The sequence below is a fragment of the Leifsonia sp. NPDC058292 genome (assembly GCF_042880955.1).
Taxonomy (GTDB): Bacteria; Actinomycetota; Actinomycetes; order Actinomycetales; family Microbacteriaceae; genus Leifsonia.
Genome location: NZ_JBHVYL010000008.1, coordinates 1 through 23983 on the forward strand (window position 1 = coordinate 1; position 23983 = coordinate 23983).

Consider the following 23983-nt stretch of genomic DNA (forward strand, 5'->3'; position numbering starts at 1 on the left):
AGTGCGGCAGGTGTGCCTGCCACACTCGACCGGAACGGCCACATTCGCGCTCGGCGCCGCGCGCGGCCGTCAGCGGGAGCCGATCGCCGACTCCAGCAGGCGGGGCGGCTTCGGCAGCGGGCGGTTGCCCGACGCGGCGCGCGATCCGTCGATGATCAGCGCCGCGAAACGACGGGCCGCGGATGCGTTCGACCCGTCTGGCGTCGCCGTGAGCCCGCGCCCGGCGAGGAGCACGAGGATGAAGTCATCGAGCACGAAGTCGGCCCGGAGGTCGCCCGAGGCCTGGGCGCGCGCCGCGATTCCGGCGAGCTCCTTCAGCATCTCTCTCCGGTGCGCGGCGAAGTCGATGGCTTCCGGATGCGCGGCGAGGAAAGCGTCGGTGAAGCCCCGGTTGCGGGCGTTCAGCTCGGTGAGCCGTTCCACCACAGAGCAGAAGCCTCGCCACGCATCCGGGTCGGCCGCACCGGTGTGCACGATCTTTCGGCAGGCGTGGAGTTCGTCCATGAAAGCCTCGACGACCAACGTCTGCTTGGTCGGAAATCGCCGATAGAGGGTGGCCGGCCCGACTCCTGCGTGCCGTGCGATCTCGCGCATGGAGACTCCGAGGCCCGACTGCGCGAACAGGTCACGGGCCGCGTCGAGCACGCGATCCCTGTTCTCACGGGCGTCGGAGCGGAGCGTCTGAGGCACTGTGTCGGTCATCCCTCTCACTTTACCTAAGTGGACGCCGGCGTCCGTTACCGTCGTTCGCGGGGCGATCCGACACGCGCCTCAGAAAAGGGCAGAGATGCGCGCGATCGTGATCCGTACGTTCGGTGACCCCGACGGGATGCAGCCCGTCGAGGTGCCGGAGCCCACCGCCGCCTCCGGCGAGCTCGTGATCGACACCGAGGCGATCGGTGTCGGCGGTGTCGACGCCGTCATCCGTCGCGGAACCATCGGCGGCGCCGGATTCACCGAAGGGCTGATCCCCGGCAGCGAGGTGGCCGGGGTCGTCAGCGCGGTCGGCGACGGCGTGGACGCGGGATGGCTGGGGCGACGGGTGTGGGGGTTCACCGGCACCAGCGGCGGATACACGGAGCGCGCCCTGGCTCGCGTCGAGAACGTGGTCGCGCTACCGGAGGGCCTCAGCCCCACCGAAGCCGTCGCCATCGGGAGCGCGGCGCCGGTGGCCCATTTCGCTCTGGCGCACGGTCGTTTGGTGAGCGGTGAGCGGGTGCTGATCCGCGGCGCCGCCGGGAGCATCGGCATCGCCGCCGTCGAACTCGCCGCGCGTGCGGGGGCGTCGGCGGTCGCCGTGACCACCTCGTCGGCAGAGCGCGGCGAGCGACTGCGCGAGCTGGGCGCGACGCACGTGCTCGACCGAGACGGTGCGGAGAGCGAGGCCATCTCCCCGTCACCCTCCGACGGATTCGACGTCATCCTCGACATCGTGGCGGGCCCTGCCACTGGTCGGTTCATCGAACGCCTCGCCTCGAACGGCCGGATGGTCATCGTCGGCGCCATCGCCGGCTTTCCGCCCGCAGACTTCGGGGCCGCACTGCTTCGCGGCTTCCAGCGTTCGCGGTCGGTGGCGACATTCAGCCTCGACACCGTGCCCCGCCCCGAGCTGGCGCGGGTGCGGGCCGCCCAGTTCGAGGCCGTCGTCCGCGGCGATCTGCACGCCGTCGTGCACGACATCCTCCCTCTCGAAGCCGCCGCCGATGCGCACCGACGCATGGATGCGGGGGAGGTCTTCGGCCGCATCGTGCTCGCTCCCGCCCCGACGTCGGAGGCTCCGTCTAGCCTCGGGAAGTGAACGCACCCCGATCGTCAGGAGACTCCATGCAGTTCGCTTCAATCCGTATCATCACCTCCGACGTCGACCGTCTCGCCGAGTTCTATGAGCGCGTGACCGGTGTCGCACCCCTACGCCCGGCGCCGATCTTCGCCCAGTTCGACACCGACGGCGGCACGATCGCGATCGCGAGCTCGCAGACGGTCGCGATGCTCGGCGAGGCCGCGCCCCAGCCGGCGTCGAACGCATCCGTCATCGTGGAGTTTCTGGTCGACGACGTCGACACCGAGTTCGAGCGTCTGAGATCCGGCCTCACCGACGTCGTGCTCGAACCGACCACGATGCCGTGGGGAAACCGCTCGGTGATGTTCCGCGACCCCGACGGCAACCTGGTGAACCTCTTCACTCGGCCAGCGGCCTGAATGAGCAGATGATGGCTGCGCAGAAGTTGTCCGCCATGAGCTTCGCGAAGATCTATCCGCTGTACCTGGCGAAGGTGGAGAGGAAGGGCCACACGAGGGCTGAGCTCGATCAGGTGCTCTCCTGGCTGACGGGTTTCGACGAGAGCGGGCTGCAGAAGGCCGTCGCCGACGACATCGACCTCGAGACCTTCTTCGAGCGCATCCCCGCACTCAACCCGAATGCCACGCTCATCACCGGGCTGATCTGCGGTTACCGGGTCGAGGAGATCGAAGACCCGCTGATGCAGAAGATCCGCTACATGGACAAGCTCGTCGACGAGGTGGCGAAGGGCAAGAAGATGTCGTCGATCTTGCGCGGCTCCATGCCCTGAGCCGTAACGGTCTCCGGAACCTAGGGCAGTCGAGCACCTCGCACAGCGCTCGGCGCATCCCGCAGCGCGCCCAGGTGCCGCAGAACGGCTCTCGCGCTGGCGTCGTTCTCCCGAAACGCGATCGCGTTGGTGCCGGGCCGACTGAAGGCGCCGGCGAACGGCACGGTCGTGTACGGGCCGATCGCGTAGCGGCGGGGATGCGGTGAGCCTGTCGCGTCGATCACCCTCGAGTCGGTCGGGCGCACGGTCAGCAGCCCGGTGTTGCCGCTGAAGTCGGCGTCGCTGACGATGTGCTCGATGCCGTGGCCGGATTCGATGAGCGCCCTGAGCACTGCGCTGTCGCTGAGAGCGGCGCGCGACGGAGGCAGCCAGGCGTCCACGAGCGCGGCGGCTTCGACCGAGCGTTCGACGTTCGCTCCGCTTGCCCGAAAGACTCCGTGCGTGTCGTCTGTCTCGATGACGGTTCCCGAGCCGAGAAACTCGACGATGCCGGCATCCGACAGGGCGAGAAGCTCTTCGAGGCGATGACCGGGCGGCCCAGAGGCGACGAAGCTGAAGTAGCCGGGCCACCAGCCTTGCAGGTCGCGCATCCGGGAGCGTGCGCTCCAGTTCGGTGCGTCGATGATGGTCGACAGCGCGAACAGGCTGAACAGCAGCGACGTGAAGAGGCCGAGGGTCGCGCTGTGTTCGGGGAGCGTGCGCAACCGCAGGTCGCGACGGATGTATGCCCGCACCTCCTCCTGCAACGCCTCGGCCGACTCCACCCTCACGCCGTCGAGCGGCCGGTCGAAGCTCGCGAGGTCGAGCCGGTCGTCGGGGTCGGGCACCGTCTCTTCCACGAGTCGCGCCAAGCCCGGGCCGAACGGATCGAGGTGTTCGAACCGTTCGACGAACTCCGGCCACGACGACCGCACGCGCGTCGGATGGCCGGTGAACAGCTCGGCGTAGTAGCCGTGCAGCATTTCTTTCGCGATCAGCGGCCAGACATCGGCACGAAAGTCGAGGCGGGTGGATTCGCGCGCGAGCGTGGCCGCGATCTCGGCCGTGAAGAAGCGCAACGGCGGGCGCTCGCCGACGAGGGTCGAAGCGATCTTGGAATGGTACGGCACACCCCGGCGCGAGCCGATGACGAGCCGCGGCTCGCGCCCGCTCGGGGTGTAGTGGAGGGAACCGTCGGCGCGGGAGCTGAAGCGGCCGCCTCGCCCCTCGGTGAGCAGCACGATCAGGTCGACGGCGGCCAGCCCGAAGCCCCGCACGACGACCGTCTGGCCCGGGCCGAGCGCCGAGGTGTCGGCGTCAGCCGTGAACGAGGGCGGCAGATAGGTGAGTCCGTGGCGGTCGGCGAAGCCGGCCAGGCGCTCGGTCTCCGCATCCGGTGCGCTGCCGTTGTGCCCGACGGCGTAGAGCACGAGGTCGACGTCGATGACGGCTCCGCTCGCGAGCACGACGTGTTGACGCGCGTCACCGTCGCCGTCCACGCGAACGGCCCGGTCGGCGTGCACGCGCAGCTCGACGTCGTCGCCGAGCACGGCCCGCGCCCGTCGGAAGAACCAGTCCAGATACACGCTCTGCAGTCGCCGGGTGGGAAAGCTGTCGCGCGACAGGGAGGCGAGTTCGCTGGCCACGCCGGCGTCGCGCACGGTCACATCGGCGATCGAGCCGGTGTGCACCTGCTCCGCCCACTCGATCAGCGACGGCCCTGGCAGCACCGGGCCCTCGATCGCGCACGACGCATCCGTGAACATTGTGACGTCGGCCGCCAGCGAGTTGAGCTTGAGCAGCGGCGACTGGTCGAACCTCCAGATGCGGCCGCCGCCGGGCGGTGAGGGGTCGATCAGGTGCACCACCACCGGCCGGCCGTCGCCGAGCTCGTAACGATTCGCTGCGAACCGCTCCAGCCAGCCGACCGCGCGCGGCCCGGCGCCGATGACGGCGACGGACGGGGCCGCCGGTCGAGGTGCGGCCGTCGCGACGTCGGCCGGAATGCGGTCACGGATCAGAGACATCCGCACATCGTCGCGAGGGGATCAACCCGTGCCAAGCCCACATGTCGATGTGTGACCGATGTGACGCCGTGTTTCCCGCGTCGTGGAACTCCATTGACTCCGCCGCCTACGTTTCACCAAACCTCGAAGGAGAAACGACATGCCCATTGAATTCCTCGGAATCGCCGGTCTGAACGACGGCGGTGAGACCCGCGCGCGCTCCGGCGCGAGCTTCGACAAGGACTACACGCTGCGGTTCGCCCGCGCCCACGAGGAGAACGGCTGGGACCGCATCCTCTTCGCCTACCACTCCGGCGCGCCCGACCCGGCCACAGCTGCCGCCTACATCGCCGGCAAGCTGGACACTCTGCAGATCCTGCTCGCGCACCGGCCGAACGTGTCGTACCCGACGTACGCGGCCAAGGTGTTCGCCACGCTCGACCAGATCAGCGACGGCCGCATCACGGTGCACTTCATCACGGGAGGCTCGACCGCCGACCAGGCCGCCGAGGGCGACTATCTGACGAAGGACGAGCGATACGCCCGAACCGGCGAGTACATCCGCATCGTGAAGCAGGCGTGGACGAGCCGCGAACCGTTCAGCTTCGCCGGCGAGCACTACCGCTTCGACGACTTCGTGTCCGACATCTTTCCGGTGCAGCAGCCCCGGCCCAACATCTCGTTCGGCGGGTCGTCCGCGGCCGCATACGCGATCGGCGCCGCCGAGAGCGACATCTACGCGGTCTGGGGCGAGCCGCTGGTGAACACGGCCGAGCAGATCCAGACGATCCGGGATGCCGCGGCCGCGGCCGGTCGTGCCACCCCGCCCCGCATCCAGGCGGCTTTCCGGCCGATCATCGGCGCCACCGAAGAGCTCGCCTGGAAGAAGGCGGAGGAGATTCTCGGGGCGATCCGCCAGCGCACGTCGGCGCTCCCTGCTGCCCACGCTCGGGCGCTCGCCGAACCGGAGAACGCCGGGTCGCAGCGGCTGCTCGAGATCGCAGAACGCAGTGACCGCTTCGACCGCGCGCTGTGGACGGCGCCGGCCAAGGCATCCGGTGGCCGCGGCAACTCGAACGCTCTCGTCGGCACGCCGGAGACCGTGGCGGCCGCTCTGCTCGACTACGTCGACCTCGGCGTCGACGTGCTCTCGGCTCGCGGGTATGACTTCATCAACGACACCATCGACTTCGGCCGCTACGTCATCCCGATCGTGCGCGAAGAGGTTGCGAAGCGGGATGCGGAGAAGGCCGCGAAGGCGGACAAGTCGGACAAGGCGGAGGCCGATCGTGACGCCGCCTGACACCGTGACGGACGAGTTCCGCTACGTCTCCGCGACGGACGAACTCGCCCGGCCGCTGCTGGCTGAGCTCGAACTCGAATACGACACCCGCTACGGCGACTTCTTCGGCGAGCGGGCGGCCACCGAGTTGAGCCGCTACCCGGCCGAGGAGTTCGCAGCGCCCCGCGGGGCCTTCGTGTTGCTGCTGCGCGACGGCGAACCGATCGCCGGGGGTGCGTTCAAGCGTTTCGATGACGACACCGCAGAGCTCAAACGCATCTGGACCAGCTCGGCTCACCGCCGCGAAGGGCTCGCTCGCCGGGTCGTCGCCGAGCTCGAAGCCGAGGCCGCCCGGCGGGGATACACGCGGGTCACTTTGACGACCGGACCCCGCCAGCCCGAGGCCAAGAGCCTGTACCTGGCCACCGGATACACGCCTCTGTTCGACCTGAGCGCGCCCGCCGAAGAAGTGGGCATCCACGGCTTCGAGAAGTCCCTGGCGGCGGGGGCGGAGCGATGACCACCATCGCCCGGGCGCCGCAGGCCTCCGTGGAGGTGCCCGCGGGCATCGACCTGCATCGTCTCGCGCAACGGAGCGTCGTTCCGCTGCGCCATCCCGGCCGCTGGGTCGCCACGGCACTCGTGCTCGTTCTGCTGCTCAACTTCGGTGAGACCCTCTTCACCAATCCCTCGTGGGAATGGTCGAAGGTCGGCAAGTGGTTCTTCAGCCCGGCGATCCTGACCGGACTGCAGCTCACGCTCGCGGCGACCGCGATCAGTGCCGTCGTCAGCTTTCTGGGTGGCATCGTCATCGCCCTCGGCCGGCTCTCCACCAATCCGGTGCTCAGCACGCTGAGCTGGCTGTACGTGTGGCTGTTCCGCTCTGTGCCGCTGATCCTCGTGCTGATCTTCCTGTTCAACCTCGGCAACCTCTACCCGACGATCGGAATCGGAATCCCGTTCGGCCCGCAGTGGGAGGTGAAGACCGTCACCGTGCTCTCCGATCTGACGCTCGGGGTGATCGGGCTCAGCCTGAGCGAGATCGCCTACTCCGGGGAGATCGTGAGAGCGGGCATCCTGTCGGTCGACAACGGTCAGCTCGAAGCGGCCAAAGCGCTCGGCATCCCACGCCGCCGCCAGTTTCGGCGGATCGTTCTGCCCCAGGCGTTGCGCTCGATCGTTCCGGCCTACGTCAATCAGATCATCGGGCTGCTGAAGGCATCGTCGCTGCTGTTCTACGTGTCGCTGCTCGACCTGTTCGGTGTGGTGCAGAACCTCGGCAGCACCTACCCGTCCGACATCATCCCGCTGCTCGTGGTGGCGACGATCTGGTACCTCATCCTGACCAGCGTCGTATCGATCGTGCAGTTCTACGTCGAACGCTTCTACGCCCGGGGAGCCGTTCGCGTGCTCCCGCCCACTCCGCTGCAGCGCGTGCGCTCCTGGCTGCGCCCGGCCTTCGGGGGTGCTCGATGAGTGCGGGGGTCGAGATCCACAACGCCACGAAATCGTTCGGCGACAAGACGGTGCTGAAAGGCATCGACCTGAGTATCGCGGAGGGAACGGTCACAGTGATCCTCGGTCCGTCCGGTTCGGGAAAATCGACACTGCTGCGGGCCATCAACCACCTCGAACGGCTCGACGAGGGATACGTCGTGGTCGGCGGCGAGCTGATCGGCGTGCGAGTGCATCGCGACAGGCTGAAAGAGCTGACCGAGAAGCAGATCCTCGCCCAGCGCTCGCGCATCGGCTTCGTGTTCCAGAACTTCAATCTGTTCCCTCACCTGACGATCCTCGACAACGTGGTCGAAGCGCCGATCTCTCTCGGGATGCCGGTCGCTGCAGCCCGGGAACGCGGGCGTGCCCTGCTCAGCAAGGTCGGGCTGGCCGAGAAGGAGAGTGCCTACCCCCGCCAATTGTCGGGCGGTCAGCAGCAGCGCGTCGCGATCGCGCGTGCCCTGGCGCTCGAACCCGACCTCATCCTGTTCGACGAGCCGACCTCCGCGCTCGACCCCGAGCTGGTCGGGGATGTGCTGCAGGTCATCCGCACCCTCGCCGGCACCGGAACCACGCTCGTCGTCGTGACCCACGAGATGGGCTTCGCGCGCGAGGTCGCCGACCGGATCGTCTTCATCGACGACGGCCGGGTCGTCGAGCAGGGCACTCCCGCCGAAGTGCTCGACCGCCCTCGGCAGCAGCGCACCCGAGACTTCCTGAGCAAAGTGCTCTGAAGCCGCGGGCCGACGCCCGCGGAGTTCCGCATCCGAACCCCACCCCACCCTCACCAAGGAGAATCGTGCCCAGCACAGCATCAACCCGAAAGCGGCTGCTCACTGCGGCCGGAGCTTTCGTCGCCTCAGCAGCTCTCGTCGGTTCACTCGCGGCCTGTTCCGGGCAGGCGTCAGCGGAGACCACGAGCGCCGACACCGGAACGGTCACAGTCGCCGCGCACGCCAACGGCGCGGGAACCGAGACGACCATCGACGTCGCACAGGTCGACGCCATCCGCAAAGAGCTCCCCGACTCGGTCGTGAAGAGCGGCAAGCTCGTGATCGGCGTCGGCGCGCTGCCCGCCGGCTTTCCGCCGCTCGCCTTCACCGGTGACGACCAGAAGACCCTCACCGGCGCGGAGCCCGACCTGGGCCGGCTCGTCGCCGCCGTCTTCGGCCTCAAGCCCGAGGTGAAGAACGCCACCTGGGACAACCTGTTCGTCGGCATCGACACCGGGGCGACCGATGTCGGCTTCTCGAACATCACCGACACCGAGCAGCGCAAAGAGAAGTATGACTTCGCGTCCTACCGCCAAGACAATCTCGCGTTCACCACGCTGAAGTCGGAGTCTTGGACGTTCGACGGAGACTACGAAGCGCTGGCCGGCAAGACGGTGGCCGTCAGCTCGGGCACCAATCAGGAGAAGCTGCTGCTCGAATGGCAGACCAAGCTGAAGGGCGAAGGCAAGACTCTGGAGGTTAAGTACTTCCCTGACACCAACTCCGTCTACCTCGCGCTCAACTCCGGCAAGATCGACTCGTACTTCGGCCCTAACCCGGGCATCGCGTACCAGAACACGCAAGACGCGAAGTCGGCGAACCCCACCCGGACCGCGGGCACGTACTCGGGTGCGGGCGCCAGCCTGCAGGGCCTGATCGCGGCGACCACCAAGAAGGGGAACGGACTCGCCAAACCGCTCGCCGACGCGATCAACCACCTCATCGCCAACGGGCAGTACGCGAAGTGGCTGAAGGCCTACAACCTCAGCAACGAGGCCGTGCCGAACTCGGAGATCAACCCGCCGGGGCTGCCCAAGACGAACGAGTAGCCGGCCGTCGCGCTAGCTGACTGGTGCCGTGTTGCCCTCCCGCTGGTCGGGAGGGCACCCGGCACCGCCGCGGATTCGCGCGCGGGGGGGGAAGCGGGTGTGGAAACGATCCCAGGTTTTTCGGGCAGAATCGTCGGATGACCGCAGAGCAGCAGCCTTCTTCGCCGGCGTCCGTGCCGGATGCATCACCCGATTCCGGCGCGCACGCCGTGACCGTTCCGCTGGATGGCGGCGAGTGGAGCATCCGTGAGGCGCTCGGCGACACGGCGGATTGGTATGTGGGCGCACCGCTGCCGGCGGCGGGGAACAACGTCGCCGAGGCGTCGGCTGCGATGGCGGCGGCGCCCGGCTGGCTCCCGGCCCGGGTGCCGGGCGCGGTGATCGACGATCTGTTCCGGGCGGGGGAGGTGCCCGACCCGCGGGTCGGTCGCGGCAGCCGGGCGAGCGAGTGGGCCGCCGAACGTTCCTGGGTGTACCGGCGGGCGGTGGAACTGCCTAAGGCCCCGACCGCGTCGTCCGCGCCGAACCGGCACGCGGCCGTTCTCGAGTTCGACGGGGTGGATCCGGGGGCCGACGTCTACTGGGACGGCGAGCACCTCGGGCGCATCGAGGGTCTCTTCCACAGCCACCGCATCCCGCTTGAGCAACGGCATCGCACGTCCGGGCTCCACCGGCTCGCCCTGCGCGTGCTTCCCGCGCCCGACTCCGAGCCCCAGGTCGGGCGCACGGAACGCGTTCGGGTTCACGCGCCGCGGATGGGCTACGGCTGGGATTTCAGCCCGCGCCTGCGGCATCAGGGTGTGTGGAAGAGCGCGCGCATCCGGATGGGCGCCCTTCTTCTCGGCGAGGTCGCGTTTGCCACGCGACTGCGAGCGCCGAGTGGGGATGCGGCGGCGACCGGCACCGTCATCGTCCGCTGGGAGCAGCCCGCCGGGAATCCACTGGTCGTGGCCGACGCGACGGCGTCGGTCGTGGTGTCGCGCGAGGGACACACGGTCGCGGAATCAACGGTTCCGGCGTCCCAAGGCGAGGCGACCGTCGCGGTCGAAGCCCCCGAGCTGTGGTGGCCGAACACGGTCGGCGACCAGCCGCTTTACTCGGTCACGCTGACGGTGCGCGCGGCCGACGGCGCATCCGATTCGCGGGTCAGAACGGTCGGGTTCCGGCAGGCGGAACTGGTCGCGAACCCGGGGGCACCGGCGGGCGCTCTCGGCTACACCGCTGAAGTGAACGGCGTGCTCGTTCCGTTGCTCGGCTGGAACTGGGCACCCGCCGACACCCTCTACGGCTCCATCGACCCGCTGAGCGTCGAACACCTGCTCGGCGAGGCCGCGCGGTCGGGCGCGCGACTCATCCGGGTCTGGGGCGGTGGGCTGATCGAATCCGAGCACTTCTACGACACCTGCGACCGGCTCGGGCTGCTGGTCTGGCAGGAGTTCTCGCAGTCGAGCTCCGGGATGCAGAGCGCGCCGAGCACAGATCCGGCCTTCGTGGCGCTGATGCGCAGCGAGGCCGAGCTGATCGTCCCGACCCGTGCGCACCATCCAAGCCTGCTGCTCTGGGGCGGCGGCAATGAACTGGATGCGGGCGGAGTGCCGCTCGACGACGACCGGTCGCCGGTGCTCGCGGCGCTCCACGCGGTGGTCTCCGAGCGGGATCCGGGCCGTGCCTGGCTGCCCACGTCACCGACCGGGCCCGAGTTCCACAACCGGCTCGACCGCATCCACGCCGATCCGCAGGGACAGCACGACGTGCACGGGCCCTGGGAGCATCAGGGTCTCGAATCGCACTACACGCTCGCCAATGCGGGAACGTCTCTCGCGCACACGGAGTTCGGTGTCGAGGGGATGACGAATCTGCGGTCTCTCGAAGCGCTCATCCCCGAGCAGGATCGGTGGCCCGCCGACCGCACGAATCCGGTGTACCGGCACCTCGGCGAGTGGTGGAACAACGCGACGCAGGTCATCGACTTGTTCGGTGGGCGTCCCGACGATCTCGCGACTCTCAATCGGGCGAGCCAGCTGCTGCAGGCCACCGGGTTGCAGTACTCGGTGGAGGCGGATCGCCGCCGCGCGCCCCGGTGCAGCATGGTGCTGCCCTGGCAGCTCAACGAGAGCTACCCGAACGCGTGGTGCACCAGCGCCCTGGACTTCCGCGGGGATCCCAAGCCGGCGTTCTTCGCGGTGGCGCGGGCGTTCGAGCGACGCCGGGCGACGTTCCGGGTCGAGCGGATGGCGTGGGCCGGCCGTGCGTCGGCCAAGGCCGAGGTCTGGCTGTGGGCCGAGGATGCCGTGCCGACGGGGTCGGCGCTGGTGTTGCGCATCCGGGGGCTCGATGGTGCGGTTCTCGCAGAGCGGGCGGTGCGGCCGGATGCAGTCTCCGACCCGGTCGTCGCCGGCACGATCGAGGCGCTGCTGACGGAACTGCCGGCCGTGTTCATCTGGGAGGCGGAGTGGCGGGATGCGTCGGGCACGCTGATCGACCTGGAACGGATGCTCGCGACGGCGGCGCCTGATCTGGCTCCGCTGCTGGATGTCGACGCGGCCGACCTCGACGTGCGGGCAGACGCAGGCGGTGTCGTGGTGCGGAACACCGGCGCGGTGGCGGCGGTGACCGTGCGGCTCGTCGATCCGCGGCCGGCGGGATCGCGCGGATGGTTGGTGACCGAGGGCGATCCGCGCCCGCTGCTTCCCGGTGAGCAACGGCGATTCGCGGTGAACTGGATGCACGCAGAACCGGGTTCCGTGCGCCTCGAGTGCTGGAACGCACCCGCGCAACTCGTGGCGTGAGGGTTGCCCCACTCCTTTCGTCAGCGAAATCGTGCCAGCGAGAACGCCGGATGCGCCGGGCCGCGGTCGAGCGCCAGGTCGGCGAGCACGCGCCCGACGACGGGCGTGAACTTGAACCCGTGGCCGCTGAAGCCCGCGCCGACGATCACCGGCCCCGCCCGGTCGAGGATGAAGTCGGAGTCGGGGGTGGTCGTGTAGGTGCAGCTGATCTCGGTGAAAGTCTCCGGATCGACGCCGGGCAGCCATTCGCGTGCGTAGCGCTGCAGGAGCGCCAGCTGTTCGGGCTCGGAGCGGAACGTCCGCGCATCCGGATCGGTCACCGGCCCGACCCCGTGCCAGCCGGCTTTCACGCCTTCGCCCGGCGTGAGCATCCCGTAGATCGCCGACGGCCACCACTCGTCCCCGTTCCCCGGCCGGTGGTTGAAGCCGGGCCACCGCGCATCCGGGTCGGTCACCGCGAAATGCGCGGGCTGTTCCTGGGTCACGACCAGGCGCGGCAACGGCAGGATGCCGTCCAGCAGTTTCGTGGTCCACGCCCCGACGGTCACGATCACCCGGCGTGCCTCGATCGTCTCGCGGGCGCCGCTCCGCCCGTCGATCGTCAGGCGCACGCAGTCGTCGTCGAGCACGTCGATGCGCTCGACCGCGGTGTTGTGCCTGATGTCGGCTCCGTGCGCCGTCGCGGCCCGCTGCAGGGCAGCGACGGCCGTATCCGCGTTCAGCCGCCCGGCTTGGGGTGTGAACAGCACCTCCGACTCGAACCGGATGCCGCTCCACCGCCCCGACGCCTCCGCCGCGGGCAGCAACTCGGCGGCGATCCCCACCGAGTGCAGCGCGTCGCGCACTCCGGCGAGCGCCGAACCGCCTCCGTGCGTGACGAGCCCGACCAGATCGAGCAGCTGCGCGTCGACGTCGGCTTCGAGCTCCCGCCAGAGGGGCAGCGCCTCAACCAGATAGTCGAGATACGGCTGCGTGTCGTAGGAGACGTTGAAGTTGCGCGAAGCGCCGTGCGACGCCCCGTTCGCGTGCCCCTCCGAGAACCGTTCGAGCAGCACGACGTCGTGCCCGCCGCGTGCCAGCTGCCAGGCGGCAGCCGAGCCCATGGCGCCGCCCCCGACGACGACGATCTCGGCCGAACGTGTGCTGGTCATGCACACCATCCTGCTGCACCGGGCGGAGCGGCAAGCCTGGCTGCGGCCGAATGTTACGCCGCGGCCACGATCGCCCCTTGGAGCCGCCGCACGACGTCGAGGTAGTCGGCCGTCCAGACGATCCGGATGGCGGTGGCCGCGGTCAACGGGTCGCCGCTCGCGTCGTGTTCGGTGGCCACCGCTTGGGCCAGGCGCTGCTCGAGCGCGGCGTCGGGCGGCAGGGGCTCGGGCGGAGCGGCGCCCTCCAGCAGGTCGCTCCCGAAGTCGCGGTACCAGTGGTCGAGACGCTCCACCAGCAACTCCAGGGCGTCGCGGGTGCCGGCGAGGTCGCCGGTCACCGCATCCTGCCCGTTCCACACGTCGACGATCGCGTCACTCGCGAGCCGCACACCGGCGACGCCGATGACCGCGGCGGTGACCTGTGCCAGGGGGATGCGCTTGGTGCCGCGCTCTGAGAGATAGGTGCGGAACGTGTCGTCGAGTCGACGGGAGGCTGCGGCCGCGCGCAATGACTCCGGGCTCGGTCGCGCGGCCTTGGGGGCCACGGCTTCGCACCTGTCGAGGCCATAACGGACCGCGGCGTTGAGATAGTGGAGCCCTTCGCTGTACGCGTCGGCCAGAGCGCGGCGGAGCGCCGCCGTCGCGCCGCGCGGCCAGAACAGCACGCCGACGAGCAGACTCACCCCGCAGCCGATCGCGATGTCTTCTATTCGGAGCAGCCCCACGCTCCAGCCGGTCGGAACGATGATGTTGAAGAGCAGTACCAGGGTGATCGTGAACGCGGCCTGCCCCGCCGCGAATGAGATCGCGGCCGGGGCCACCCCCGCGAGGAGGATGGCGAACGGCAGCAGCACCCAGAGGGCGACCGTGTTCGTGCCGATCGCGAAGAGCAGCAGAGCGCCGACCACGACGCCCACCGCCGTGCCGACCACCCCGCGCAGTGCGGTCTGTCCGGTGCTCAAGGCGTTCGAGCGGAGAACCGACAACGTTCCGAGCACGACCCAGAACGAGTGCTGCACCCCGGTGATGTCTGCCAGCAGCACGGCGATCGCGAGTGCCGCCGCGCCCCGGATGCTGTTCTGAAGCCACCCGGAATGCCACGTGAAGTAACCGCTCGCCCGCTGTTCGGCGGCCGTGAGGGGCCCGGGCACCTCACCATCCCCTGGCTGTCGCCCGAGAACCCGCTGCCACCACGTGCGCCTCTCGGCCCTGGCGGTGAGTGCGATGTTTCGGGCCACCTGGTCGACGGACTGACTGATCTCCTGGGCGCGAAAGCCGGGATCGAGGGCCGAGACGAGACCGCCGATGGGGTCGGCGTCGCCCCCGGCCTCGCGCCCCGGCAGCACGGGAGCCGCCATCGCCGTCGCTTCGGCTGCGACGCGCGCCGCCGCCAGCCGGGCCATCTCCCGTTCCAGCGCTTCCGGGTCGCCCCCGGGTCGCGCCAGGAGATCTGCGCCGCGGTCGAGAACGTCGGCCGCGACGGATTTCACCGTCATGGCCGACTCGTGAACATGCGGGAGAGAAGACGCGCCGACGGCGACGGATGACGCGGACTGCGAGATCCGGGCGTTCAGCCAGTTCAGCTCGTCGACCAGCCGAACCACTGTTCGCGCTGACGTGCTCAGCCCGGTCGGGCGATACGGCGACCCGAGAAAGACAGATTGGAGGGAGGCCACCGCCTCATCCGCCTCGGCGACCGCTTGCGCCCGTGCGTCCGTCAGGTTCGGCCTGCCGTTCCCGCCGAAGAAGGCGACGTCGGCCCGCAGCCTGCGCGCGAGCGCGCGGCAGGCGTCCGTCGCCGGGGCGCGCAGAGGCTCGCGCACCGGTGCCGGCCACAGGATGGCGATGGCCGCGATGCTGACGGCCGCGGCCATCCCCCAGCCCAGCAGTCTCGGCGCGATGGAGTCGACCGTTCCGGGAAGTGTCACGGGAAGGATGAACGCCAGCAGCAGGGACGTGCTCGCCGACGCCAGCACGGAACTGATCGTGCCGGCGAACAGCACCAGGAACGCCACGGCCGCCATCGCGGGCACCGCGAGCCACACCGGTTTCGACACCAGTGTCCCGAGACACACGAATACCGCGCCGGTGAGGGCCAAGCCGACCTGCGCTTGGAGGCGCTCGCGCATCGGTCCGCCGAAATCGACGAGCATCAGCATCGCGAACGAGCCGAACGCCGAGAACGTCGCAACCGCCGGGTCACCGATGACGAAGAAGGCGAACGCGAAGAGCAGCGGCATGACAATGGCCGTGCGTGTGGCTCGGCGCAGGGCCGCGAACTGCGGATCGTGTCGCAAGTACCAGGCTTTGAGCCGCATCCGCCCCCCTCCCACGTCGCCTGCCGGGCCCACCGCGACGGGAACGGCGAACCGGTTCTGGCGGAAGACTACCGCTCCGGCGCCGAAAGCGGCTCGCCTGCTCTAGCCGCGCCGAGAACGCTGGTAATAGGCTCCCGCCATGAAACTGACTATCAGCCTGCAGGTCACCCTCGACGGGGTCGCCCAGGCCAACGGCGGCAACAACGAAGAGATGGACCCGGGTTTCACCCGGGGCGGATGGGCTCTCCCCCTCAACGACGGTGAAGCAGTTCAGTACATCCTCGACACGTGGCGGCGACCCGACGCGCTTCTGCTCGGCCGCAAAACGTTCGCGCTGTTCGAGACGTACTGGGGTGCGCGCAACGACGATGGCGGATTCGGCGAGGCCATCAGCTCGAAGCCGAAGTATCTGGTCTCCACCACCGTGACCGACCCGGCCTGGGAAGGCACGACGGTCGTCTCCGGCGATGTCGCCACCCAGGTGCGCAAACTCAAGGAACAGCCCGGCGGCGAGCTGCTCGTGGTGGGCAGCGCGGCGCTCGCGCGGTGGCTGCTCGAGAACGAGCTGGTGGATGAGCTGAACCTCGTCCAGTTCCCGGTGATCGTCGGAGAGGGCGAACGCTTCTTTCCCCACCAGGGTCTGGACTTCGCGCTCGACCTGGCCGACTCCCGGGTGTTCGGCACGGGCATCGTCGCCCTCACCTACCGCGTGGGTGGTCGGCCCGAGTACGCCTGAACGAGCTTCCGCGCTCCCGCGGAAGACCCGCAGCGTCTCGCCCCGGCCGACCTGATTGCCGCACCTGGCACATCATATGTAGTGTGTGTCAGATGAAGAATTTCAGTAAAACGGTCGCGGCCCTCACGCTGGGGGCAGCGACCGTCGTCGCCCTCGCCGGATGCGCGGGGTCGACGCCCGTCAAGGCGGCGGCGGCCTCGCACACGGCGACACCGACGCGGAGCGCGTCCCCCAGTCCCAGCGTCGGCCCGCTCGAAGACGGTCTCACGTGGAAGAGCGGCCTCAAGATGGTCGGCGATGCCGGCGGCGGATACTTCGCCACCTTCATGAACCCGCTCATGAATGACGCCGGGTGGGCCGAGATCCCCGAACGCACCGATTGGAACGGAGGGAAATGGGCTTACAAGTCGACCACGACGAGTTGCGAGATCTCCTTCTTCCAGGGTTCGGTGAGTGGCGTCACCATCGTTCCGGGAGACGATCGGGCTTCGACCGTCAACGCCCTCAAGGCGCTCTACGGTGACGTGTATCCGGTCGTCGAAAGCAGTGTCACCGATGTCAGCCTTCGCTACGGGATGTCCGGTCCGATCAAGCCAGGAGACCCGGTGGTCGACATGCTCTCGGCCACGGGCACCGCGCCCGACTTCGGCATGGTGGTGTGGGCGCGCGTCTTCTCCTCCATCGGCCAGACCACCTACCTGAGCGGCCAGTGCGAGAGCCCGGAAGAACTGGCCACTGTGACCACCGCGTTCACCCGCTTCGGCATGCTCGGCTACTAGGTAGGCGCTCACAGCGAAGGGGTGGTCGCGATTCGCTCGCGGGTGCGAGCGAAGAGATCGTGTGGATCGTACATGGCCTTGACGGTGGCGAGTCGCGAAGCCGTGTCGGCCGGGTACACGGCGGCAGCGTCCGCGGCCGTGGCTGTTGAGAGGAAGTTCGCGTAGGCCCCGGAGGTCAGTGGCGCGATCCGTTTCCACAGCCCGGCAAGCGCGGGCTCCGCTCGGTCCATCACCGCATCCGGACCGCCGGCGAAGGTGGTGACCATGAGCGCTGCCGCGCGATGCACGAACGCCGTCGAGTCCGCTGGAACACGCGCGAAAGCGCCACCGAGTGCGTGGATGGTGATCACTGCCGGCTGCTGCTCCGCCGCGATGTCGGCGAGCAACGCGAGCGTGGCAGGGGCACTGGCCTGTTCGACGAACGCATTGCGAACAGCGAGCCGCAGCCCCGGAGGGAGAACGGCGCCGGGTTCGAGGATGTCGGAGTATGCGCATCGGGCGACGCCGTCAGACAACACGGTGCCGAGACGGCGCAGGGGATCGATTGCCGCCGTCGCCGCCGTCTCGTCGCCGTCGAACGCGACGACCAGCTCGACGGGCGCTTCGGCCCCACCGGTGAACGGATTCGCCAGTTTGACCGTCGAGCTGAGCTCGTCGGGCGCGGTGCGCATGTGCTCCGCCCAACCCGCGAGCACTGCGGCGGCCTCCGACGCGGGGAAGGTGATCGTGCCGAACCACAGGTCACCTCCGGGATGGGCCTGGAAGTCGAACCGGGTGACGACGCCGAAAGCGCCACCGCCGCCACGCACCGCCCAGAAGAGATCGGGATGCCGCTCGCGATCCGCCGGCACGACCGCCCCGTCGGCGGTGACCACCTCGACAGCGAGCAGGCTGTCGAGCGCGAGTCCGTGCCGCCGCACCATCCAGCCGATCCCACCGGAGAGCGTGAGACCGCCGACACCGACGCTCGCCGTATCGCCGGAAGAGAGAACGAGGCCGCGCGGGGCGAGCGCGGCCGCGACGGCGCCCCAAGTGGCTCCGCCGCCGACCCTCACGACGCCGTCGTCACCGACGTCGACCGCGTTCAGGGCGGCGAGATCGATGACGATCCCGGCATCCACGGTGCCGAGGCCCGCGAACGAATGTCCGCCGCCGCGGACGGCGAGCGGCAGCCCTGACCCGGCGCTGAACGTGACCGCACGCTGCACATCGGCGACGTCGGCGGGGCGGAGCACGGCGGTCGGGGCGCCGGTGGCGATCGCCGTGCGTCGGGCCGTTTCGTACTCCGGGTCACCGGGCTGGGCGATGCTGCCGGTGAACTCCCGACGCAGGAGGTCGAGGGATTCGGGCATGGTTTCTCCTTCGCGTAGTCGCCCGGCGGATGACGGGGTCGACAAGGAGACGTTCCTCGCGTGGAAGATGTGACAGGATGCGACGAAACCGGGCTACTTCGTGCTCGCGAGCGCGGGGTCGTAGCGGCGGTAGCCGGCTCTCAGCCTGATCGCCGAGGGCGACAGGCGCTCGATGTCATCCCACCGCACCAGGAACGCGCCGCGATGGCGCCACCGCAGAAATCGGGCGATGAGCCACGGCGACGTTTCATCGTTGCGTTCGTAGCCGAGAAAGGAGGAACCCGAATGCGCGCTGACGATGAATCCGTCGAGGCGTGCATCCGCGAGCAGCTGCCGGGGTGCGCCGTCGATGACGAACCGTGCGTCGATCACCCGACCGACCTGGGTTCCGTCCGGGTCGTAGACCGGGGTCTGCATCAGGTCACTCAGGATCATGACGGCCTCCCGGGATGCGGGCAACGATGTGGTCTCGCACCCATCGCTCGGGCCACGTCACGTCGAGGTGCTCGCCCGGCACCCCGAGCGAGACCACGATGTCGACCCGCTGCACATCCGACCAGGGGATGCGGTGCAGTCGCGAGCGCGGAGGGCGCCCACCAAACATCCGGGTCCAGAGGGCGGAGCCGCTGACCAGGTTGGTGATCACGGGCGGCGCGGTGCCCGCCTCGATCGGCTCGTCGTACGGGATGTCGCTGAGCTCCAGGTCGTCGACCGTGACGACGGGAACGTCGTCGCGGTCGAGGATCTGCCGGTCGAGCAGATGGAGCTCCGCGTCGAGCACGCGGCCGGCGTAGGTGGGCGGAGGTTGCTTCTGGATGTCGTTCATGCGCCCATTCCTGTCACGATCATCAGGGGGATGGCGGCGATCGAGGCGACCAGGATGATCGCCAGATAGATCATGGCGAAGACGTTGGTCACCCGGCCGTTGACGGAGTCGCCCATGTATTGCTTGTCGTTGGCGACGACGAGGATCGGCAGATAGGTCAAGGGGAGAGCGATCGCCGAGAACACCACGGAGAATTCCGTGACCGCCACGGGGTCGACGCCGGTTGCGAGAACTGCGACACCGATCAGGAGGGCGATGATCATCGTGATGTGGAAGCGCGCCGCCTGCACCGGGCGGCGGAACTTGCCCCACGACCATCCGAAGAACTGGGCCAGCGTGTAACCGCTGGAGAGCGTGGTCTCCAGGGCGGCACCGAACGTCGCGGCGACCATGCCGACGATCACGAAGGCCAGGGCGAGCTTCCCCCCGGCCTCGGCGACCGGCAGGGCCACCTGCGCCAGTGACGTCACATTGATCCCGCGCGGAAGCAGCACGATCGTGGCGCACGCGGCAATGGCGAGGGAGAGCACGCCGCCGAGGGGGAAGCCGACCATCACGTTGATGCGCGATTGGCCGATGTCCTTCTTCGTCCACTTCTCCTCCACGCCGCCGCTGGAGAAGAAGAACACCTCGTAGGGCGTCATCGCGGCGCCGAACAGCGCGATCGCGTAGTACCAGTACGTCGCGCCGTGTTCGGTGGCGGGAACGTGCGGTGCGATCGCCTGCCCGGCGAGCACGGCCCAGTTCGGGTGCAGCAGGAAGACGGCCACGGCGAAGACGATGAGGGTGAGCCCGAGCAGGCCGGTGACGTTCTCGAGCAGCGAGAACTTCGCACGCCAGACGACCAGCCACACCGCGAAGGCGGCGACCGGGATCCAGAGCGTCGGCTCGATGCTGCTCGCCAGCTGGAGCGACAGCGCGATACCGCCCACTTCGGCTGTCAGCGTGAGCAGGTTGATGAGAAACGACGCGGTCAGATTCGCGAGGCCGGTGCGAGGCCCGAGGCGCTCGCGGATGATCTCGAACGTGGCCCGCCCGCTCACGGCCGCGACCCGGCCGGACATCTGGGCGAACAGGCAGATTCCGCCGACGCCAACCAGCACCACCCAGGCCAGGGACATCCCGAACCGCGAACCGACGACGGCGTTCGTGACGAGGTCTCCGATGTCCAGGAATCCGCCGATCGCGGTGAGGACGCCGAGCATCACACCGAGCAGGCGCTTCACTTCTTCGCCTCAGCCTTCTGCAGGTCGTCGGCGAGCTTCGTCAGGTCGGAGGTGGATGCGCGAAGCGCCGGCAGGGCGGAGCCTGCGTCGGTCAACACCACTCGCTGAGCGGCAAGAACAGCGTCGGTCGCCGTCCGTATCTCCCTGAGAGTGCGCTTCTGCGCGGCCGTCTCCGCTGGAGTCGACGGCGCGACCTCTGTCGCGGACTGCTCCGCCGAGCCCAGCTCGGTGATCGCATCCCCGAGCGCCGTCGACGTGGTCGTGACGAACGTGCGGTCGGATTTCTGCTGCGACACGGCGAGCTGGGCGGAACTCACCGCCGAACGCGCGTCGGTCGCCGCCTGCAGTAGCGACGAGGTCGGGCTCGTGCAGCCGGTGAATCCCAGGATGATGAGCGCAGCAGCGACCGGGGCCGAGAGGAGCCGCCGGTGCCGGTGCCGGTGCCGGCCGTCTTCTCGTATTCGCACGACCCGCACTGTATCCCCGGGAAGCGCTTCTGGGGAGTCTGCGGTCAGGCTGTCTTGCGGCGGCGCGGCGCTGCGGAGCGCGGCGGGGCCGAACGCATGTGGTCGCGAACGCGACCCAGAACGTCGGCGAGAACCTCGACGTCGCCTCGCGTCAGGGGTTCGTACAGCAGTTCGTCGAGCACCGCGATGTGTCCGGGGAACACGGTCGCGAGGGCATCCCTGCCCTTCTCGGTGATCGTCACGGTCGTGGCCCGTTCGTCGTCGACCGCTTGCGCGCGCGTGACCAGGCCCCGCTGCTCGAGCGTCTGCGCCTGGTAGGTGAGTCCGCTCCTGCTGTAGACCACGCCGTCGGCGAGGTCGGTCATGCGGCAGCTGCCACCCGGGGAATCGCCGAGGGTGGCCAGCAACTGGAACTGCACGTAGCTGAGGTCGCCGGCCTCCCGCAACTGCTGCTCGACCGAGTGCCGCAGCAGGCTGCTCACCTCGATGAGCGCGAAGTACGCACCCAGCTCTGTGGGGTCGAGAGCGCGCGGGGAATCGGCCATGTCCACATCCTATCGGTTGCTACGAAGTCAAAGCAGTTGCTACGAACTTGAAGCAGTGCTACAGTCCTGGTAATTGCTTCGGATTCGAAGCAATGACCCACTTGACGCAGTACTCGATGCAACAAGAGAGAGAAGAAGATCATGAAGGCAGTACGTTTTCACCAGTTCGGCACCCCTGAGGTTCTCCGCTACGAAGAGGCCGATCAGCCCGTCGCCGGCGAGGGTCAGGTGCTCATTCGCGTGGCGGGCTCCGCGTTCAACCCCGCCGACGCGGGCATCCGCGGCGGCACCCTTCCGTTCCCGGTGACCCTGCCGCATGTGCCGGGCTACGACGTCTCGGGAACGATCGACGCCGTCGGCGACGGAGTGACCGGCTTCGAGGTCGGTGACGCGGTCGTCGGGTTCCTGCCCATGGGCGAGAACGGCTCCGGAGCAGAGTATGTCGTCGCGCCGGCGGCGGTCATCGCCCAGGCGCCGTCGAGCATCGACCTCGCCGACGCGGCGGCGCTCCCGTCGGTCGGGCTCACTGCGTGGCAGGCGCTCTTCGAGCTGGCCGAACTCCAGGCGGGTCAGCGTCTGCTGATCGCCGGTGCCGGAGGAGCGGTCGGTGCGTACGCCGTGCAGCTCGCGAAGCGGGCCGGCGCGCACGTCATCGCCACCGCGAGCCCGCGCAGCCGTGACGCGGTTGCTGCCGCCGGCGCCGACGAGATCATCGACCACACGAGTTCCGACGTTCTCGATTCGGTGACCGAGCCCGTGGATGTGTTGCTGAACCTCGCGCCCCTGAGCACCGAGGAATTCGTGTCTCTCGTCGCTCTCGTTCGCGATGGCGGGATCGTCGTGTCGACGACCGCGTGGATGGCAACGCCCGGGGATGAGAGCCGCGGGGTGCGAACCGCCGGTGTCTTCGTTCGAGCCGACGCCGACCAGCTCGCCCGGCTGGTGCAGCTGGTCGACAGTGGAGAGCTCACCGTCGACGTCGCCCAGCGCATCCCGCTGAGCGAGCTGCCCGCGATCCACGCCAAGGCGGCCGTGGGCGAGCTGCGCGGAAAGGTCGTCGCCGTCCCCGACGCCGAGTGACTACGTCACGCCGGGTTCTCGCGCAGCCAGCCGAGCACCTGCTGGGCGTGCGTGTTCGGGGGAAAGATCGGGTAGAAGACGTGCTCGACCCGGCCGTCACGGATCACCAGGGTGAGCCGGCTGTACAGCCGGTCGTGGCCTTCCGCCGCGAACGTCGGCAGGTTGAGGCCGTCACCGAGCCGGAAGCCTTGGTCGGAGAGCATCGCGAACGGCAGGCGGAGGCGGTCGGCCACCTCCGCCTGGTAGGCCGTGTCCTGGCTCGACAGCCCGAACACGGCCGTGACGCCCTCGGCCGAGAGTTGGTCGAAGTGATCGCGAAAACCGCATGCCTCGGTCGAGCATCCGCGGGCGCCGGGAATGGAGTCCCAGCCCTCCGGAAGATCCACACCGGGGCGTCCTGTGAGCGGATACAGGTAGACGATCGCTCGCCCCTCACCGAGCTGGGAGAGGTCGACGCTGCGCCCATCCGACGCCACGAACGAGAGGGGCGGAACCGCCAGGCCGGCCAGGTGCGCGGCCGCGCCGTCGTCCTCCGGCACCGGGAGGCCTTTCGGCAGGGTGGTGTAGTCGGTCATCGTCGTCTCCTGGGGGAAGGTTCGGGATGCGCTCTCGTCGAGCCGTTGAACCAGGAGCGCCCGGCGGGCTTGGAGGGTCGCGATGATCCGGTCGATGTCCTCGATGCTGTCGCGGTACGCGGCCAGCGACGACACGCAGTCGTCGCCGTGATCATGACCCTGCGACAGGCACTCGATGAACGGCGTCGCCTTTCGCGCGCTGATCCCGGTGGCCGCGAGACCGCGGATCTCTTTGACGGCGCGCAGGTGGCTCTCGTCGTACTCGCGATAGCCGTTCGCCGACCGGCGAGGCTCCAAGAGGCCGAGCTCTTCGTAGTACCGCACGGCCTTGGGCGTCACACCCGCGTGCCGAGCCAATTCACCGATCCGCATGACAACCTCCCGAACCGAACCTAAACCCTGCCCTGTGGGGCAGGGTCAATTCTGTGCCTCCGGTGCCTTTTCGAGCCCGGTGCAGTGGACATATAGTGTCCACTATGAGAATGAGCAAGGGGGTCGAGGCCGCGCTGCATTGCTGTGTGGTGATGCACTGGCTGGATGGCCGCCCCGTGACGTCGGCGCAGCTCGCCGAGTTCTTCGCCCTCCCGCCGGCGTACCTGCAGAAGACCCTTCGGGCGCTGGTGTCCGACGGCGTGGCACACGCGGCGCGAGGTCAAGCGGGCGGGTTCACTCTCGCCCGGGCTGCAGAATCGATCTCCCTGATGGACGTCGTGTCGGCGGTGGAGGGGCGAGAGGCGGCCTTCCAGTGCGAGGAGATCCGCCTCGACGGCCGATCCGGCACTCTCGGTTCGCGCTCGGGCCCGTGCGCCATCGCGCACGCGATGCATCGCGCCGAGCTGACCTATCGCCGGGCGCTGATGGCCGAGAGCGTCGCCGACGTCGCCGACCAGACCGGCTCGGGTGTGCGCGACCGCACCGTCGCCGCCTTGGTATAGCTTTCGCGCTCTTCGCAAGACCCCGCACCAACGCCCGAGATCTCCCCT

Annotated in this window: 24 protein-coding genes; 13 read left to right on the forward strand and 11 right to left on the reverse strand. The window is 68.9% G+C overall.

What is annotated here, in order from left to right:
• Positions 1 to 69: 69 nt before the first annotated feature.
• On the reverse strand, positions 70 to 702 hold the full coding sequence (locus ACFVWR_RS06750; protein WP_387209354.1) for a TetR/AcrR family transcriptional regulator: 633 nt from the start codon (positions 700 to 702) through the stop codon (positions 70 to 72).
• Between the two features lie 85 nt (positions 703 to 787).
• Between ACFVWR_RS06750 and ACFVWR_RS06755 the strand changes: the two genes are divergently transcribed.
• From ACFVWR_RS06755 to ACFVWR_RS06765, 3 genes are read left to right on the forward strand one after another with little or no spacing between them, the layout of a single operon-like run.
• On the forward strand, positions 788 to 1798 hold the full coding sequence (locus ACFVWR_RS06755; protein ID WP_387209357.1) for a zinc-binding dehydrogenase: 1011 nt from the start codon (positions 788 to 790) through the stop codon (positions 1796 to 1798).
• Between the two features lie 26 nt (positions 1799 to 1824).
• On the forward strand, positions 1825 to 2199 hold the full coding sequence (locus ACFVWR_RS06760; protein ID WP_387209359.1) for a VOC family protein: 375 nt from the start codon (positions 1825 to 1827) through the stop codon (positions 2197 to 2199).
• An 11-nt stretch (positions 2200 to 2210) separates the two neighbouring features.
• Positions 2211 to 2570, forward strand: a complete 360-nt coding sequence (locus tag ACFVWR_RS06765) for a DUF2200 domain-containing protein (RefSeq protein WP_387209361.1) — start codon at positions 2211 to 2213, stop codon at positions 2568 to 2570.
• Between the two features lie 20 nt (positions 2571 to 2590).
• Here ACFVWR_RS06765 and ACFVWR_RS06770 read toward each other — a convergent pair whose 3' ends face one another.
• On the reverse strand, positions 2591 to 4576 hold the full coding sequence (locus ACFVWR_RS06770) for an FAD/NAD(P)-binding protein (RefSeq protein WP_387209363.1): 1986 nt from the start codon (positions 4574 to 4576) through the stop codon (positions 2591 to 2593).
• Positions 4577 to 4715: 139 nt separating this feature from the next.
• Here ACFVWR_RS06770 and ACFVWR_RS06775 point away from each other — a divergent pair, with 139 nt between their 5' ends.
• The 6 genes from ACFVWR_RS06775 (at position 4716) to ACFVWR_RS06800 (ending at position 11945) form a co-directional block, all read left to right on the forward strand.
• Positions 4716 to 5858 (forward strand): LLM class flavin-dependent oxidoreductase, encoded by a 1143-nt coding sequence (locus ACFVWR_RS06775; RefSeq protein ID WP_387209365.1) that lies wholly within the window; start codon positions 4716 to 4718, stop codon positions 5856 to 5858.
• Positions 5842 to 6357 carry a GNAT family N-acetyltransferase gene (locus ACFVWR_RS06780; protein WP_387209557.1) on the forward strand — a complete coding sequence of 172 codons (516 nt, stop codon included), beginning with the start codon at positions 5842 to 5844 and terminating at the stop codon, positions 6355 to 6357. The genes ACFVWR_RS06775 and ACFVWR_RS06780 overlap by 17 nt, the downstream gene beginning before the upstream one ends.
• Positions 6354 to 7313 carry an amino acid ABC transporter permease gene (locus ACFVWR_RS06785; RefSeq protein WP_387209367.1) on the forward strand — a complete coding sequence of 320 codons (960 nt, stop codon included), beginning with the start codon at positions 6354 to 6356 and terminating at the stop codon, positions 7311 to 7313. The genes ACFVWR_RS06780 and ACFVWR_RS06785 overlap by 4 nt, the downstream gene beginning before the upstream one ends.
• The gene (locus ACFVWR_RS06790) at positions 7310 to 8068 is read left to right on the forward strand and encodes an amino acid ABC transporter ATP-binding protein (RefSeq protein WP_387209369.1); all 759 of its coding nucleotides are present in this window, start codon (positions 7310 to 7312) and stop codon (positions 8066 to 8068) included. The genes ACFVWR_RS06785 and ACFVWR_RS06790 overlap by 4 nt, the downstream gene beginning before the upstream one ends.
• A gap of 65 nt (positions 8069 to 8133) precedes the next feature.
• Entirely contained in the window at positions 8134 to 9156 is a 1023-nt protein-coding gene (locus ACFVWR_RS06795; protein WP_387209371.1) for a transporter substrate-binding domain-containing protein, read from the forward strand.
• Between the two features lie 137 nt (positions 9157 to 9293).
• A complete protein-coding gene (locus ACFVWR_RS06800) occupies positions 9294 to 11945 on the forward strand; it encodes a hypothetical protein (RefSeq protein ID WP_387209373.1) in 2652 nt (883 codons plus the stop codon).
• A 20-nt stretch (positions 11946 to 11965) separates the two neighbouring features.
• Here ACFVWR_RS06800 and ACFVWR_RS06805 read toward each other — a convergent pair whose 3' ends face one another.
• Entirely contained in the window at positions 11966 to 13096 is a 1131-nt protein-coding gene (locus ACFVWR_RS06805; RefSeq protein ID WP_387209375.1) for an FAD-dependent oxidoreductase, read from the reverse strand.
• Positions 13097 to 13149: 53 nt separating this feature from the next.
• Positions 13150 to 15414, reverse strand: coding sequence for an FUSC family protein (locus ACFVWR_RS06810; RefSeq protein WP_387209377.1), 2265 nt, complete (start codon positions 15412 to 15414; stop codon positions 13150 to 13152).
• 139 nt (positions 15415 to 15553) lie between these two features.
• Between ACFVWR_RS06810 and ACFVWR_RS06815 the strand changes: the two genes are divergently transcribed.
• Together ACFVWR_RS06815 and ACFVWR_RS06820 are read left to right on the forward strand one after the other, a co-directional pair.
• Complete coding sequence (locus tag ACFVWR_RS06815; protein WP_387209379.1) at positions 15554 to 16150, forward strand: dihydrofolate reductase family protein; 597 nt, start codon at positions 15554 to 15556, stop codon at positions 16148 to 16150.
• A gap of 92 nt (positions 16151 to 16242) precedes the next feature.
• Positions 16243 to 16929, forward strand: a complete 687-nt coding sequence (locus ACFVWR_RS06820; RefSeq protein WP_387209381.1) for a hypothetical protein — start codon at positions 16243 to 16245, stop codon at positions 16927 to 16929.
• Positions 16930 to 16937: 8 nt separating this feature from the next.
• On the opposite strand, the gene ACFVWR_RS06825 is transcribed toward ACFVWR_RS06820, so the two are convergent.
• The 6 genes from ACFVWR_RS06825 to ACFVWR_RS06850 all read right to left on the reverse strand — a co-directional run bounded on the left by ACFVWR_RS06825 (position 16938) and on the right by ACFVWR_RS06850 (position 21345).
• Positions 16938 to 18281 carry an FAD-binding oxidoreductase gene (locus ACFVWR_RS06825; protein ID WP_387209383.1) on the reverse strand — a complete coding sequence of 448 codons (1344 nt, stop codon included), beginning with the start codon at positions 18279 to 18281 and terminating at the stop codon, positions 16938 to 16940.
• Between the two features lie 93 nt (positions 18282 to 18374).
• Positions 18375 to 18716 carry a PRC-barrel domain-containing protein gene (locus tag ACFVWR_RS06830; protein ID WP_387209385.1) on the reverse strand — a complete coding sequence of 114 codons (342 nt, stop codon included), beginning with the start codon at positions 18714 to 18716 and terminating at the stop codon, positions 18375 to 18377.
• Entirely contained in the window at positions 18703 to 19107 is a 405-nt protein-coding gene (locus ACFVWR_RS06835; RefSeq protein WP_387209387.1) for a hypothetical protein, read from the reverse strand. Before ACFVWR_RS06835 ends, ACFVWR_RS06830 begins: the two co-directional genes overlap by 14 nt.
• Positions 19104 to 20333: an NRAMP family divalent metal transporter gene (locus ACFVWR_RS06840; RefSeq protein ID WP_387209389.1), complete on the reverse strand. Its 1230-nt coding sequence runs from the start codon at positions 20331 to 20333 to the stop codon at positions 19104 to 19106. Before ACFVWR_RS06840 ends, ACFVWR_RS06835 begins: the two co-directional genes overlap by 4 nt.
• Positions 20330 to 20800 (reverse strand): hypothetical protein, encoded by a 471-nt coding sequence (locus ACFVWR_RS06845; RefSeq protein WP_387209391.1) that lies wholly within the window; start codon positions 20798 to 20800, stop codon positions 20330 to 20332. The genes ACFVWR_RS06840 and ACFVWR_RS06845 overlap by 4 nt, the downstream gene beginning before the upstream one ends.
• Positions 20801 to 20844: 44 nt before the next feature.
• Positions 20845 to 21345 carry a MarR family winged helix-turn-helix transcriptional regulator gene (locus ACFVWR_RS06850; RefSeq protein ID WP_387209393.1) on the reverse strand — a complete coding sequence of 167 codons (501 nt, stop codon included), beginning with the start codon at positions 21343 to 21345 and terminating at the stop codon, positions 20845 to 20847.
• A gap of 141 nt (positions 21346 to 21486) precedes the next feature.
• On the opposite strand from ACFVWR_RS06850, the gene ACFVWR_RS06855 reads away from it, so the two are divergent.
• A complete protein-coding gene (locus tag ACFVWR_RS06855; RefSeq protein ID WP_387209395.1) occupies positions 21487 to 22425 on the forward strand; it encodes an NADP-dependent oxidoreductase in 939 nt (312 codons plus the stop codon).
• A gap of 5 nt (positions 22426 to 22430) precedes the next feature.
• Here ACFVWR_RS06855 and ACFVWR_RS06860 read toward each other — a convergent pair whose 3' ends face one another.
• Positions 22431 to 23372, reverse strand: a complete 942-nt coding sequence (locus ACFVWR_RS06860; protein WP_387209397.1) for a MerR family transcriptional regulator — start codon at positions 23370 to 23372, stop codon at positions 22431 to 22433.
• A gap of 104 nt (positions 23373 to 23476) precedes the next feature.
• On the opposite strand from ACFVWR_RS06860, the gene ACFVWR_RS06865 reads away from it, so the two are divergent.
• Positions 23477 to 23935: an RrF2 family transcriptional regulator gene (locus ACFVWR_RS06865; protein ID WP_387209399.1), complete on the forward strand. Its 459-nt coding sequence runs from the start codon at positions 23477 to 23479 to the stop codon at positions 23933 to 23935.
• Positions 23936 to 23983 lie beyond the last annotated feature (48 nt).